General features: G+C 70.8%; 12 protein-coding genes. 5 read left to right on the top strand and 7 right to left on the bottom strand.

Annotated elements, in window-relative coordinates; all coding sequences use genetic code 11:
• The first annotated feature begins 2 nt into the window (after positions 1-2).
• Positions 3-632, top strand: coding sequence for a LysE family translocator (locus tag JAV51_RS03825; protein ID WP_197319202.1), 630 nt, complete (start codon positions 3-5; stop codon positions 630-632).
• Here the strand turns inward: JAV51_RS03825 and JAV51_RS03820 are convergent.
• A complete protein-coding gene (locus JAV51_RS03820; protein ID WP_197319201.1) occupies positions 629-1,357 on the bottom strand; it encodes an alpha/beta hydrolase in 729 nt (242 codons plus the stop codon). The two genes, JAV51_RS03825 and JAV51_RS03820, sit on opposite strands and share 4 nt — an antisense overlap.
• A 110-nt stretch (positions 1,358-1,467) precedes the next feature.
• On the opposite strand from JAV51_RS03820, the gene JAV51_RS03815 reads away from it, so the two are divergent.
• Both JAV51_RS03815 and JAV51_RS03810 read left to right on the top strand, forming a co-directional pair.
• On the top strand, positions 1,468-1,848 hold the full coding sequence (locus JAV51_RS03815; RefSeq protein WP_197319200.1) for an OB-fold nucleic acid binding domain-containing protein: 381 nt from the start codon (positions 1,468-1,470) through the stop codon (positions 1,846-1,848).
• A gap of 12 nt (positions 1,849-1,860) precedes the next feature.
• Positions 1,861-2,667: a DUF3159 domain-containing protein gene (locus JAV51_RS03810; protein WP_197319199.1), complete on the top strand. Its 807-nt coding sequence runs from the start codon at positions 1,861-1,863 to the stop codon at positions 2,665-2,667.
• 22 nt (positions 2,668-2,689) lie between these two features.
• Here the strand turns inward: JAV51_RS03810 and JAV51_RS03805 are convergent, their stop codons facing one another.
• Entirely contained in the window at positions 2,690-3,358 is a 669-nt protein-coding gene (locus JAV51_RS03805) for a TrkA family potassium uptake protein (RefSeq protein WP_197319198.1), read from the bottom strand.
• Positions 3,358-4,023 (bottom strand): TrkA family potassium uptake protein, encoded by a 666-nt coding sequence (locus JAV51_RS03800; RefSeq protein WP_197319342.1) that lies wholly within the window; start codon positions 4,021-4,023, stop codon positions 3,358-3,360. The genes JAV51_RS03805 and JAV51_RS03800 overlap by 1 nt, the downstream gene beginning before the upstream one ends.
• A gap of 157 nt (positions 4,024-4,180) precedes the next feature.
• Here JAV51_RS03800 and JAV51_RS03795 point away from each other — a divergent pair, with 157 nt between their 5' ends.
• A complete protein-coding gene (locus tag JAV51_RS03795) occupies positions 4,181-6,223 on the top strand; it encodes an APC family permease (protein ID WP_197319197.1) in 2,043 nt (680 codons plus the stop codon).
• On the top strand, positions 6,220-7,422 hold the full coding sequence (locus JAV51_RS03790; RefSeq protein WP_197319196.1) for a class I SAM-dependent RNA methyltransferase: 1,203 nt from the start codon (positions 6,220-6,222) through the stop codon (positions 7,420-7,422). The genes JAV51_RS03795 and JAV51_RS03790 overlap by 4 nt, the downstream gene beginning before the upstream one ends.
• A gap of 292 nt (positions 7,423-7,714) precedes the next feature.
• Here JAV51_RS03790 and JAV51_RS03785 read toward each other — a convergent pair whose 3' ends face one another.
• From JAV51_RS03785 to JAV51_RS03770, 4 genes are all read right to left on the bottom strand, one after another.
• Positions 7,715-9,922, bottom strand: coding sequence for an MMPL family transporter (locus JAV51_RS03785; protein WP_197319195.1), 2,208 nt, complete (start codon positions 9,920-9,922; stop codon positions 7,715-7,717).
• Positions 9,923-10,026: 104 nt separating this feature from the next.
• Complete coding sequence (locus tag JAV51_RS03780; RefSeq protein ID WP_197319194.1) at positions 10,027-10,650, bottom strand: TetR/AcrR family transcriptional regulator; 624 nt, start codon at positions 10,648-10,650, stop codon at positions 10,027-10,029.
• 141 nt (positions 10,651-10,791) lie between these two features.
• On the bottom strand, positions 10,792-12,168 hold the full coding sequence (locus tag JAV51_RS03775) for a GntP family permease (protein ID WP_197319193.1): 1,377 nt from the start codon (positions 12,166-12,168) through the stop codon (positions 10,792-10,794).
• A 45-nt stretch (positions 12,169-12,213) separates the two neighbouring features.
• The gene (locus JAV51_RS03770) at positions 12,214-12,735 is read right to left on the bottom strand and encodes a gluconokinase (protein WP_197319192.1); all 522 of its coding nucleotides are present in this window, start codon (positions 12,733-12,735) and stop codon (positions 12,214-12,216) included.
• Between the last annotated feature and the right edge of the window lie 64 nt (positions 12,736-12,799).

Genomic DNA, 12,799 nt, shown 5'->3' with positions numbered 1-12,799 from the left:
ACGTGCCCACGTCCGCGGAGTGGATCGTCTTCCTTGGTACGGCGGCGTTGTTCGCGCTCAGCCCCGGTCCCGGTGTGCTGTACGTGCTCGCCCGGAGCCTGCGCGGTGGCCGGGGCGAGGGAGTGCGTTCGGTCGTCGGCAACGCCCTCGGCGCGTCCGTCCACGTCGTGGCGGCGGCGCTCGGGTTGTCGGCGCTGCTCGCGACGTCGACGGTCGCGTTCACCGTCGTGAAGGTCGCCGGGGCGCTGTATCTGGTGTACCTCGGCGTGCAGGCGATCGTGCGACGTCACGACGACGGTGAGGTCGACACGGGTGGGTCCGCGGGACGGTGGGCGAGGTCGCCGTTGGCCCAGGGCATGGTCGCGGAGCTGCTGAACCCGAAGACTGCGCTGTACTTCATGGCGCTCCTGCCGCACTTCGTGCACCCCGAGACGGCTCCCGCCCCACTCGTGTTCACCGTGCTCGGGTTCATCGCCGTGGCCATGGCGTCTCTCGTCGACCTGGCTGTGGCGGTGTTCGCGGGCGGGTTGTCCGGCAGGCTGCTGAACAACCCGCGCTGGCGCGTGCGGCAACGGGTGGCGGCCGGTCTCAGCATGATCGGCCTGGGCGGCGTGGTCGCGGTGGCCGACTAGGCCGACCGGACTTGGTGCCGCGCATGCAACCACGCGAGGGTGGCGGCGCGCCCGAGGCTCTCGCGGTCGGAGCCGAGGGCGTCGAGCGTGGTGGCCACGAGAGCCGCGCGAGGCAGCGCGGCTGCCCAGTCCCGTGCGACGGTGATCGGGTGCACCGGGTCGTCGCGACAGGCGGCGATCCCCACCGGTACGTCGAGCGACCGCAGCGCCGACAGCGCAGGGCCGGGGTGTGCGGCGGCGGCGCGCAGGCTCGCCGCCAGATGCGTCCCGTGTCGACGCCACGCGCGGTCGAGCTCGGTCGCCAACCACGGCGCCACCCCGCAGGTCGACAGGTCGAGTGCGGTGTCGAGTCCGTGCTGGTCGACGAGGTCGGCCGACGCCCGCGCGGCGACGGCGGCCGGGGCGGTGTCCGCGGGACCGTTCCACGCGGGCAGGGCGGCGAGGACCCCGGCGCAACGGTCGACGTTCTCCGCTGCCCAGCTCGTCGCGAGGTGCGCGCCGAGGGAGATGCCACCGACGAGCAGCGGTGCGTCGGCCTCGTCGGCGAGTCGGTCGAGCAGCGCGAGGGAGCCCTCGATCACCGAGGCGCCCCGGGGCGGTGGCGGGGCGAGGACGTCGACCCCCATGGCGGCGAGCGGACGGGCGAACACGGCGCGGACGAATCGCTCGTCGGAGCCGGTTCCGGGCAGGAGGACGGCGGTGCGGGATGACTTGACCGAGGTCACCTTGCGATCCTCGCGGAAGTTCGATTCGCTGGCTCGGACAGGACTAAGCTGGTGGTTGAGAGCCCGATCACATGTGGGTTCTCGCGAGGATCGCACAGGAAGCAGGCGCGATGTCTGCCAAGGACGGCGGCTACTTCAGCCGTTTGGTTCGGAAACTGACCAGTGACATAGCGGAACTCGACGCCGACGACCTCTCCGAACGGTCGAAGGCGGGAGGCGCCCGACGGGCGTGCGACTGCCGGTTGGGCGAAGAGGTGACCGTGCTGGGGCGGTTGCGCAGTGTCGACCTCTGTCCGGGCAAGGCTGCGGCCACCGTCGAGGCCGAGCTGTTCGACGGGACCGACGACATCACACTCGTCTGGTTGGGTCGGCGCCGCATCCCGGGCATCGAGCCCGGTCGCACCATCAAGGCGCGGGGCAGGCTCGGCGAGCGCGACGGTCGCAAGGTGCTGTACAACCCGTATTACGAACTGTTGCAGCCGACCAGATGAGAGTATGCGCGCGTGACTGAACACCCGGAACGTCCCCGTACCGACCTCGACGAGACCACCGCGGACTCCACGCCTGGGCGGGACGACCACCGAGCGGAGACGTCACCGCAGGCACGGGAGCCGGAGGAAGAGAAGCCCGAGCCCACCCTGCTCGAACAGATGGGTGGGGTCTCGGGCCTGCTGTACTCGTCGCTGCCGGTCGTGGTGTTCGTGCTCGCCAACGCGGTGTTCGGACTCACCGTCGCCATCTGGACCGCGCTCGGCAGCGCCGTGCTGATCGCCGTGGTGCGGTTGTTGCGCAAGGAGCCGATCCAGCCCGCGATCTCCGGGCTCTTCGCGGTCGGGGTGGCGGCGTTCCTCGCCTACCGGACCGGCTCGGCCAAGGGCTTCTTCCTCTTCGGCATCTGGACGAGCCTCGTGTACTTCGTGGTGCTCGCCGGGTCCGTCGTGGTCCGCTGGCCGCTGGCGGGTGTGGTGTGGAACCTGTTGAACGGCAGCGGCATGGCCTGGCGCAAGGACAAGCCGTCCCGCCTCGGCTACGACGTGGCCACGCTGGCGCTCGCGGCGGTGTTCGCGGCGCGCTTCGTCGTGCAGCGGTGGCTCTACGACGAGGACCTCACCGGGTGGCTCGCCTTCGCCAAGATCGCGATGGGCTATCCGCTCTACGGGCTGGCGCTTCTCGTCGTGGTGTGGGCCGTGCGGCGGTCCGACCGCAGGCTCAAGGAGCTGGCGGCGTCCGCTCCGCCTGTGGAGACCGACGAGGAGATCGAGGCGCGGCTTCGGGTGAAGTACGGCCAGAGCCCGTCCAATCAGGCCTGAGTGACGCGGCGGCCCGCGAGCGTCACCGTGGCGGCGCGACTCCGAGGGCTCGCCGGATGTCCGGCTCGGTGTCGGCCGAGGTCACGAACAGCAACTCGTCGCCGGGCTCCAGCGAGTCGTCCGGTTGCGGCACGATGACCCGTTGCCCGCGGAGGATGGTGACCAGCGCGACGTCGCGGGGCAGGGCCAGCTCGCGCACGGCGGTCCCTGCCATCGGGGTGTCCGGGGGCAGCGTCAGCTCCACGAGACTGGCCTGACTCTGCCGGAACGTCATGAGCCGCACGAGGTCACCGACGCTGACGGCCTCCTCGACCATCCCGGCGAGGATGCGCGGCGTCGACACGGCGACGTCCACGCCCCAGCTCTCGGTGAACAACCACTCGTTCGCCGGGTTGTTCACTCGGGCCACCACCCGGCGCACGGCGAACTCCGTCTTGGCGAGCAGCGAGACCACGAGGTTCACCTTGTCGTCGCCCGTCGCGGCGATGACGACGTCGCACAGGTGGATGCCCGAGTCTTCCAGGGTGGACATCTCGCAGGCGTCCCCGAGCACCCAGTCGGCCTGCTCGACGGTCTCGGGCATGAACTGGTGCGCCTGCCGCTCGATGAGCATGACGGTGTGGCCCGCCTCGACGAGTTCCGAGGCGATCGACCGGCCCACCGCCCCCGCGCCCGCGATCGCGACCCGCATCAGTTCTCCTCCTGCGGTGGCCGGGAAGCCACGCTGGTGACGTCGGTGATGGTGCCCGAGAGGGCCGACGCGTAGACGACGTCGTCGGCCTGGAGCACCGTCCTGCTCTCGGGGAGGATGCCGGTGCCGAACCGCATGAGGAACGCCACCCGGCAGTCGGCCGCCCGTTCGAGGTCCCGGACGCTGCGGCCGACCCAGTCCTCGTGCAGCGGAAGCTGCAGCAGTGCCACGCTGCCGGTCGGGTCTCGCCACGACGTGGCCGTGCCCTCCGGCAGCAACGTGCGCAGGAAGCGGTCGGTCGTCCAGGGGACGGTGGCGACGGTGGGGATGCCCAGCCGCTCGTACACGGCGGCGCGCTTGGAGTCGTAGATCCGCGCGACGACGTGGTCGACGCCGAACGTCTCCCGGGCCACGCGCGCCGAGATGATGTTGGAGTTGTCGCCGCTCGACACCGCCGCGAACGCGCCGGCCCGCTCGATCCCCGCCTCCACGAGGACGTCGCGGTCGAAGCCCACGCCGAGCACCTGTCGGCCGTGGAACTGGGGTCCGAGGCGGCGGAACGCCTCCGGATCCTTGTCGATCACGGCGACGTCGTGGCCCAGCCGTTCGAGGGCCGCCGCCAGCGACGCCCCGACCCGGCCGCAACCCATGATCACCACGTGCACCTGCTGTCCTCCTGCCGCCCGGTGACGATCGGCGTCCTGCTCAGGGTCACGCACAACCTACCCGGGCGCGAGTCCACCGCGTCGCTCCCTCGCTCGAACCCGTGAGCCCGGCGGCGCTGGCCGCACACCGCCGACGGCCGAGGATTACGCTCCTGCCGTGTCCAAGTTCGCCACGGCGACGAAGCGCGTGCTGCTGGGCCGCCCGTACCGCAGCGATCGCCTCCCTCGCACGCTGCTGCCGAAGCGGATCGCGCTCCCGGTCTTCGCCTCCGACCCGATGTCCTCGGTCGCGTACGCGCCCGAGGAGATCCTGCTCATGCTGTCGGTGGCGGGTGCTTCGTCGTACGTCTACAGCCCGTGGATCGGCCTGGTCGTCGCGCTGGTGATGGTCGTGGTGATCGCGGCGTACCGGCAGAACGTGCAGGCCTACACGTCGGGAGGCGGGGCCTACGCCGTGGCGACCGCCAACCACGGGGCGCGGGCCGGGCTGGCCGTCGGCGCGGCGTTGCTGGTCGACTACGTGCTCACGGTGGCGGTGTCGATCGCCGCGGCCGCCGCGACCATCGGGTCGGCCGTCCCGTTCGTGGCCGAACACCGAGTGGACTTCGCAGTCGGCGCGATCGTGGTGCTGGCGGCGACGAACCTGCGCGGTGTCCGTGAGTCGGCGACCGTCTTCGCGATCCCCGTCTACGCGTTCGTGGTCGGCATTCTCGGCATGGTCGCGTGGGGCGCGGTGCGCACGTTCGTGTTCGGGGACGAGCTGCGGGCCGAGAGCGCCGGGCTCCAGCTCGCCGAACAGCCCGAGCAGCTCGCCGGGCTGGGCTTCGTGTTCCTGCTGTTGCGCGCCTTCTCGTCCGGCAGTGCGGCCCTGACCGGGGTGGAGGCCATCGCCAACGGGGTCCCGGCGTTCCGCCGCCCGCAGGGTCGCAACGCCGCCACGACCCTGCTGTTCATGGGGTTGCTGTCCATCCCGATGTTCCTGGGGCTGTTGTTCCTCGCCGACGCCAGTGGTGTCGTGATGGCGGAGGACCCGGCGCGGCAACTGGTGAACGCCCCGGAGGGCTACGAGCAGAAGACGTTGGTCGCGCAGGTCGCGGGAGCCGTGTTCGGCGGCTTCGACCTCGGCGTCTGGTACGTCGTCTTCTTCACGGGACTGGTGCTCGTGTTCGCGGCGAACACGGCGTTCAACGGGTTCCCGGTCCTGGGATCGATCCTCGCGCAGGACCGCTACCTGCCCCGGCAGTTGCACACGCGGGGAGATCGGCTGGCGTTCAGCAACGGCATCGTCCTGCTCGCCGGTTCGGCCGTCGCGCTCGTCGTCGTGTTCGACGCGCAGGTGACCTCACTGATCCACCTCTACATCGTCGGCGTCTTCATGGCGTTCGTGGCGAGCCAGAGCGGCATGATCCGCCACTGGAACCGTGAGCTGGACGGCGAGGACGACCCGGCCGCTCGCGCGCGGATGCGCCGCGCTCAGGTGATCAACGCCGTGGGACTCGTCCTGACGGCGGCGGTGTTGGTGGTCATCCTCGTCACCAAGTTCGTGGCCGGGGCGTGGATCTCGATCGCCGCCATGGCGTTCTTCTACGTCCTGATGCGCGCCGTCCGCCGCCACTACGACCGGGTGGCGGCGGAGATCGCGGCCTCCGACGAGGAGGTGACTCTGCCTGCTCGCAACCACGCCGTCGTGCTCGTGTCGCAACTGCACAAACCCGCGCTGCGCGCGTTGACCTACGCCAAGGCCACGAGGCCGGACGTACTGGAGGCGGTCACCGTCAACGTGGACGAGGCCGAGACCCGCGCGCTGATGCGGGAATGGGAGCGACGCGGCATCTCCATCCCGCTGAAGGTCGTCGAGTCACCGTACCGGGAGGTCACCAAGCCCGTGCTCGACTACGTCCGGAGAGTGCGTGGGGACCAGCCGCGTAACGTCGTCACGGTGTTCATTCCCGAGTACGTCGTGGGCCGCTGGTGGGAGCAATTGCTCCACAACCAGAGCGCGCTGCGGCTGAAGACCCGGCTGCTGTTCCAACCCCGCGTGATGGTGACGAGCGTTCCGTGGCAACTGGAGTCGTCGCACCGTGCCTCCACCCGCGCCGCCCGCAGGCGGCGGCGCCCGGTGGTGGGTGACGTGCGCCGCGGCTTCCACGCCGAAGACTCCGGCGCGGCGGCCGACCGGCGGAAGGGAGCGCGCCCGTGACGCTGGACTGGACGGGACGCACGCTCGAATTGACCGTCGGCCCGGTGGCCCACGGTGGACACTGTGTGGCCCGAGTGGACGGACGAGTCGTGTTCGTGCGACACGCGTTGCCGGGCGAGCGGGTGCTCGCGGAGGTGACCGAGGACTCGGGGAAGTCGTTCTGTCGGGCGGATGCCGTGCAGGTGTTGTCGGCCTCGCCCGACCGGGTGGAGCCGCCGTGTCCGGTGGCCGGTCCGGGGTTGTGCGGTGGCTGCGACTGGCAGCACGCGAGCGGATCGGCCCAGCGGGAGCTCAAGGCGCGGGTCGTCGAGGAGCAGTTGAGTCGGCTGGCCGGGCTGGACGTCCCGGTGACGGTCGAGGAGCTGCCGGGTGGGTTGTTGCGGTGGCGGACCCGGGTGCGGTTCGTGACGGCCGCCGACGGACACGCGGGCCTGCGGGCACACCGCAGTCACCGGGTCGTGCCGCTGACGGACTGCCCGATCACGGTGCGCGGGGCGGTGGACGCCGTTCTGCCGGAACGCTGGCCCGCCGGTGAGGAGGTCGAGGCCACCGAGGACGCCGACGGTGACGTGCACGTCCGGCGCGTTCCCGGGCGGGGGCGACGGCCCCAACAGCACCGGGGCGGGTCGGCCGTGCAGCGTGCCGCGGGACGGGACTGGCGACTCGCCGCACACGGCTTCTGGCAGGTGCATCCCGAGGCCGCCGACACTTTCGCCCGTGTCGTGGGCGAGTGGGCGCAGGCCTCTCCTGGCGCACGCGCCTGGGACCTCTACGCCGGGGTGGGGTTGTTCGCGTCCGTGCTCGCCGAGCAGGTCGGTCCGAGTGGCCGGGTGTTCGCGGTGGAGTCGGGGCGGCGCGCGGTGTCCGACGGCAAGGCCAATATCGCGGACCTGCGCCAGGTGTCGTGGCGGTGTGGCCAGGTGGAGCACGTGCTTCGTGACCGTCGGGACTCCCCGGAGGTCGTGGTGCTGGACCCGCCGCGCAAGGGGGCAGGCCGGGACGTGGTGGAGCGCATCGCCGCCGCGGGACCCGAGCGCGTCGTGTACGTGGCGTGCGATCCGGCGGCGCTCGCGCGCGACGTCGCGACGTTCGCCGGGCGCGGGTACCACCTGACGCGACTTCGGGCGTTCGACGCCTTCCCGATGACCCACCACGTGGAGTGCGTCGCTTTGCTCGAACGAGCCGAGGCCGGCCGCTGACCTGCCCTCGTTCCGCCGTCGCACGTTCTCAGTGGCCGGTGGGTGATCGTCGGGGTGTTCCCGGCGGTCCGCGACGCTGTCGAGCGACTTCGCCGCGGTCCCGTGCGTGTTCCGTCGACCAGGCGGCGAGCCGCGCGGGTGAACCCGCTCTCCCACACGACGCGGGCCGGTCCGGCACCCTCGTGGGTCGCCGGACCGGCCCGGTGAAAAGCACCGCGGTCGTCTCGGCCCCGAAAGGCCGCGGTGCGGCCGAGGTCGTGCCCCCGATGGCGACCTCGGTCGTCGGCCGTCGTCAGGAACGACTGCCGACCGTCTCCTTCTCCAACTCCTGCTCGGTGGAGGTGGCCAGCCGCTGCTGGAGCCGTTCGCCCTCGACGTCGACGTTCGGCAGCACCTTGTCGAGCGGCTTGGGCAGCCACCAGGCCGCCTTGCCGAGCAGGGCCAGCGCGGCGGGCACGATGGCCATCCGGACCACGAACGCGTCGAACAGCACGGCGATCGCCAGACCGAACCCGATCATCTTGATCATCGACTCGTCGGAGCCGACGAAGCCCGCGAACACGCTGATCATGATCAGCGCGGCCGCCGTGACGACCCGCGCACCGTGGCGGAAGCCCGTCACGATCGACTCGTGTGCGCTCTCGCCGTGGACGAACGCCTCCCGCATCCGTGTGACCAGGAAGACCTCGTAGTCCATCGCGAGACCGAAGACGAGCCCGACCAGGAAGATCGGCATGAGGCTCATGATCGGGCCGGTCTGCTGCACCCCGACCAGGTCGGCCAGCCAACCCCACTGGAAGACCGCGACCACGGCACCCAGCGCGGCGACGACCGACAGCAGGAAGCCCAGCGCGGCCTTGAGCGGGACGAGCAGCGAGCGGAAGACGATCACCAGCAGGACGAAGGCGAGCCCGACCACCAGTGCGAGGTAGGGGAACAGGGCGTCGTCCAGCTTCTGCGAGACGTCGATGCCCATCGCGGTCTGACCGGTGACCAGGACGTTGGCCCCGGTGGAGTCGGCGAGTCCCTGCGCCTCGGCGCGGATGGCGTGGACGAGCTCCTCGGTCTCCGTGCTGCTGGGTGCGGACATCGGGATGACGGTGATCATCGCCGTGTCGCCGGTCTGGTTGAAAGTGGGCGGCGTGGCCATGGCGACGTTGTCGAGGCCCTGCAGGGCCTCGCCGGTGGCCTCGGCCGCCGCCTGCGGGTCGTCGCTGCCCTGCGCGTCCACGGTGACCACGAGCGGGCCGTTGGTGCCGGGCCCGAAGCCCTCGGCGATGAGGTCGTAGGCCCTGCGCTGGCTGCTCTCGACGGGCTTGGAGCTGTCGTCGGGCAGCCCGAGCTGCAGGTCGGCCGCCGGGACGGCGACGACCCCGAGGCCCACGACGCCCAGGAGCAGCACCGCCACCCGGTGCCGCAGGACGAACCGAGCCCACCGCGTGCCCGCGCCGGGCTTGTCGCTGATCTCGCCTGCGGCCTTGTTCCGCTGCTTGCGCGGCAGGATGCGCTTGCCCGCCAGCCCGATCAACGCCGGGATGAGGGTCAGGGCGACGAGCACGGCGAGCACCACAGCACCGGCGGCGGCGAAACCCATCTTCGTGAGGATCGGGATGTTGACGACGGCGAGGCCCGCCAGCGCGATGACGACCGTGAGCCCGGCGAAGACCACCGCCGAGCCCGCCGTGCCGGTCGCGCGGCCGACGGCGTCCAGTGGAGCGTGCCCCTCGGCGAGTTCGGCACGGTAACGGGACACGATGAACAGCGAGTAGTCGATACCGACCGCGAGCCCGATCATCGTCGCGAGGATCGGCGTCGTGCTGTCGAGCTCCAACGTCTGCGTCAGCAACGTGATGACGCCGACGCTGATCCCCACTCCCACGAGCGCGGTGGCCAGCGGCAGTCCGGCGGCGATCAGCGACCCGAACGTGATCAACAACACGACGGCCGCGATGATCACCCCGATCACCTCGGTGGCCCCGGTCTCGGGGATGGTCAGCAGCGCGTCGCCGCCGATCTCCACGGTCAGCCCCGCGTCCCGGCCCTGCTCGGCGGCGTCCTGCAGGGCGTCGCGGGTCGCGTCGGTCAGTTCGAGGGCCGACCCGTCGTAGGTCACCTGCGTGTAGGCGATCGTCGCGTCCCGGCTGACGCTCTGCGCCTGGAACGGGTCGACGGCCTGCTGGACCTGGGAGCCCTCGGACAGGCTCGCAACGATGTCCGCGATGGTCTCGCGGTGGTCGGCGTCCGTGAGTTTCTCGCCCTCGGGGGCTTGGAAGACGACTCGGGCGGTGGCACCGTCCGGTTTGGTGCCGGGGAAGCGTTCCTCCAGCAGTTCGAAGGCCTCCTGCGCCTCGGTCCCGGGGATCGAGATCGAGGTGGAGGCGGTCGAGGAGGTGGTCGCGGCGGCGCCGCCGACAGCGGCGAGTATCACAACCCAGAGGACGGCGACGAGACCACGTCGCCGGAAGGCGAAGCGGCCGAGCCGGTACAGCATCGTGGCCATGAGGAGGGTGCTCCTGGTCGGTCGGTGGGGACGGACGGACAAGGGTCGGGCGGACACAGGTGAGGCCGGGTACCCCGATCGGGGGCCCCAGAACGGTGTCGTGGTCAGGCGATGCCGAGTGCGGGGAAGACCACCGCCCTGAGGTACTTCTCCATGAACTCGGTGTCGACGTCGGTGTTCTCGATGAGCTTGCGGGTGCCGAACGCCCCGAGAACGAGGTGCACGACGTAGTCCTTGGCGGGGTTGTCCTCGGCGAGCTCGCCGCGTTCGACCGCTCGACGGAGGACGGCGTCCAGCATTTCCAGTCCGGGTCTGATGTGGAGGTCGTGCAACGCCTGCCACAGCTCGGGGTCCTTGGTCACGGCGTGTGCGAGGCCGTTCAACAGGGCCGTGTCCTCGGTGGCGTGAGCGATGAGCTCGTGGGCCATGCGGCGGAGGTCCTCCGCCAGCGACCCGGTGTCGACGTCCGCGGGGGAGGCGACGGCGAGGTGGCGCAACGCGGTCGCGACGAGTTTCGGCTTGCTCTCCCACTGCCGGTAGAGCGTCGCCTTGCTCGCCTTGGTGCGGGCGGCGACGGCGTCCATCGTGACGGCTTCGTAGCCGTGCTCGCGGACGAGGTCCACCACAGCGGTGAACAGCTCCCGCTCGCGTTCCGGGGTGAGCCGGGTGCGGCGGGGCGCCGGGGAACCCGAGGTGGGTACCGCCGACCCTGCGGGGGACGGGGACATGCTGGACTCCACACAGAAACGAAACTGTTTCGTACGCCAGCGAGTGTACCCGTCAGTAGGGGGGCCGAATCGCGTGGTCGGGCCGTTCCTCGTGCGGCGCTGGTCACAGCGGACCGGAAACGGGGGGCCCGACCACGGGCGTCAGGCGATCAGGTACACCACCGAGGCGAGTCCGAAACCCACCAGGCCGATGGTGGTCTGCATGACCGTCCACGTCTTCAGGGTCGTCCGGACGTCCATCTGGAAGAACCGGCCCACCAACCAGAAGCCGGAGTCGTTGACGTGTCCCGCGGTCACCGAGCCCGCTGCGAGGGCGAGGACGATGGCGACGACCTCGATGGAGCTGAATCCGCCGCCCAGTACGAGCGGCTGCACCAGGCCCGCCGCCGTGGTGAGGGCGACGGTGGCGGAGCCCTGCGCGATCCGGAGCACTGTGGCGATCACGTACGCGGCCACGATCACGGGAAGTCCGAGGTCTGACAACGCGTCGGAGAGCGCGTCACCGACACCGCCGGCCCGCAGCACGCCGCCGAACATGCCGCCCGCGCCGGTGATCAGGATGATGGCGCACACGGGACCGAGGGAGGAGTCGAGCAGCTTCTCGACCACCGTCTTGTCGCGCCCACGACGGGTGCCGAGCACGTACATCGCCACGAACACCGTGATCAGCAATGCCACGGGGGTGGAGCCGAGGGCGACCAGGACGGTGAACCAGCCGGCGTCGCCGTCGAGCCACCCGGCGTCGGCGGCGGTGGTGAGGCCGGTGTTGGCGAAGATCAGAGCCAGCGGCAGGAGCAACAGTGCGACGACCGTACCCGCCTTGGGCGGGTTCGCGTCCGTCTTGGCCTCGCCGAGGATGTCCGGCACGGGCAGCACGATGCGCTTGCCGATCCACAGCCCGTAGAGGTAGCTGGTGAGATACCAGGTCGGCACCGCGAGCAGGGCCGCGAACGCGATCACCAGGCCGACGTCGGCGCCCAGCAGTGTGCTCGCGGCCACCGGGCCGGGGTGCGGCGGCACGTAGACGTGCATCACCGAGAACGCACCCGCCGCGGGCAGGCCGTAGCGGAGGATGCCGCCGCCGAGCCTGCGGGCCACCGAGAAGACGATCGGCAGCATGACGACCAGACCGGCGTCGAAGAAGATCGGGAAGCCGAACAGCAGCGAGGCGACGCCCAGTGCCAACGGGGCTCGTTTCTCACCGAACCGCCTGATCAGCGCGTCGGTGAGGGCCTGGGCGCCGCCGCTGACCTCGATGAGCCTGCCGAGCATGGCCCCGAGTCCCACCAGGAGCGCGACGCTGGCGAGCGTGGAGCCGAAGCCGTCGGTGAGTGTGTCCACGACCTGATCGGCGGGGATGCCCGTGGCGAACGCGGTCGCCAGGCTGACGGCGACGAGGGCGAGGAACGCGTGCACCCGCAGCGCGATGATGAGGACCAGGAGGACGGCGACCGCGCCCACGGCGATGCCCAACAGCGGTCCCGCACCGAGGGTCTGTGTCCACTCGTCGGTGTTCATACGAAGCTCCGTTGCTCTCGCGAGGGTGTTGATGGGGTGTCGGCGTCAGCGGTCCGGCGTGGTGCGCAGCCCCAGGCGGGCGAGCGTGGCCGTGACGATCCGCTCGGGGCTCGCATCGAGGTCGACGATCACGCCATCCTCGTCGTCGGCCAGGGGTTCGAGGTCGGCGAACTGCGAGTCCAGCAGCGACGGCGGCATGAAGTGGTCCGCCCGGGAGGTCAGGCGCCGGAGGATGAGTGGTGCGTCCCCCGCGAGGTGGACGAACCGGACTCGGGCGCGAGCCTGGCGCAGCAGGTCGCGGTAGGTCCGCTTGAGCGCCGAGCAGGTCACGATCGTGCTCTCGCCCGCCTCGGAGCGTTCGGTGATCCAGTCCCGGAGTGCTTCGAGCCACGGTGTCCGGTCGTCGTCGGTGAGCGGAATGCCCGCGGACATCTTCTCGATGTTGGCGGCGGGGTGGAACTCGTCGGCCTCCGCCATCGGCCAGCCGAGTTCGTCCGCGAGGGCCCGAGCGATGGTGGTCTTGCCCGCTCCGGACACCCCCATCACCACCAGGCAGGTCGGACTCATGACGCACCCCGATCGAAAGGTATGACTATTGGTGGCGAAAGATAACACCATTGCGTCGGGCGGG

Origin of the sequence: Saccharomonospora sp. NB11 (assembly GCF_015910535.1) — a bacterium.
Lineage (GTDB): Bacteria > Actinomycetota > Actinomycetes > Mycobacteriales > Pseudonocardiaceae > Saccharomonospora.
The sequence above is the reverse complement of the archived record's forward strand: the minus strand, read 5'-3'. Positions and strand labels throughout refer to the sequence as shown.

Excerpts from the sequence above, each read along its gene's own strand:
- JAV51_RS03770 (WP_197319192.1), bottom strand. The coding sequence starts at position 12,735 with ATGAGTCCGACCTGCCTGGTGGTGATGGGGGTGTCCGGAGCGGGCAAG.
- JAV51_RS03785 (WP_197319195.1), bottom strand. The coding sequence starts at position 9,922 with ATGGCCACGATGCTGTACCGGCTCGGCCGCTTCGCCTTCCGGCGACGT.
- JAV51_RS03805 (WP_197319198.1), bottom strand. The coding sequence starts at position 3,358 with ATGCGGGTCGCGATCGCGGGCGCGGGGGCGGTGGGCCGGTCGATCGCC.
- JAV51_RS03815 (WP_197319200.1), top strand. The coding sequence starts at position 1,468 with ATGTCTGCCAAGGACGGCGGCTACTTCAGCCGTTTGGTTCGGAAACTG.
- JAV51_RS03780 (WP_197319194.1), bottom strand. The coding sequence starts at position 10,650 with ATGTCCCCGTCCCCCGCAGGGTCGGCGGTACCCACCTCGGGTTCCCCG.
- JAV51_RS03775 (WP_197319193.1), bottom strand. The coding sequence starts at position 12,168 with ATGAACACCGACGAGTGGACACAGACCCTCGGTGCGGGACCGCTGTTG.